Source organism: Vibrio sp. 2130-1, assembly GCF_033339515.1.
In genome coordinates, this window is sequence record NZ_JAWOUT010000493.1 from 1 (window position 1) to 590 (window position 590).

Below are 590 nucleotides of genomic sequence, written 5' to 3' on the forward strand. Positions count from 1 at the left end.
TCACCACCATACTTGCCGCACCCAGCGCTGCTTGTTGAACCAACAAACGAGCCGTTTCTTTATCAAAACCTTGAGCTATCGCTTCAGCTTGCATCGCTTCCATAAACAGGAAGAAGTATGCCGGAGCGCTGCCTGCTGCTGCAATCACATTGTTGATGCCTGATTCTTGTTCCACCCAGCAAACTTTACCAACCGCTTGCATCAGTTCTGCGGCAAAGGCTCTGTCTTGTTCTTTGACATGTTCTGGAGCGAATAAACCACTCATGCCCAAACCCAACTGAGATGGAGTGTTTGGCATGACGCGAACCAAATTCAATTTTGTCGCTAGCATCTCATCCAAACGTGAACAATTGATGCCTGCCGCAATAGAAATCACGAGCTTGTTGCTAAAGTCGATAGATTGCAGAGGTTTACAAACATCCGCCATCATTTGTGGTTTCACAGACAGAACCACCACATCGGCCTCGGACGCTGCTAGCATGTTGTCGCTGGTGGTGCGGATACCAAAATCTTGCTCAAGCGGCAGACGACGCGCCTCTGATGGGGCGGTTGCAACAATGTTTTGTGCAGGGTAGCCGTTAGCCACGAGG

1 protein-coding gene is annotated in these 590 nt (G+C 49.8%); it reads right to left on the reverse strand.

What is annotated here, in order from left to right:
• The coding region (locus tag R7Q09_RS27020) for a pyrroline-5-carboxylate reductase (protein ID WP_318144062.1) at nucleotides 1-590 on the reverse strand (590 nt) is incomplete at both ends.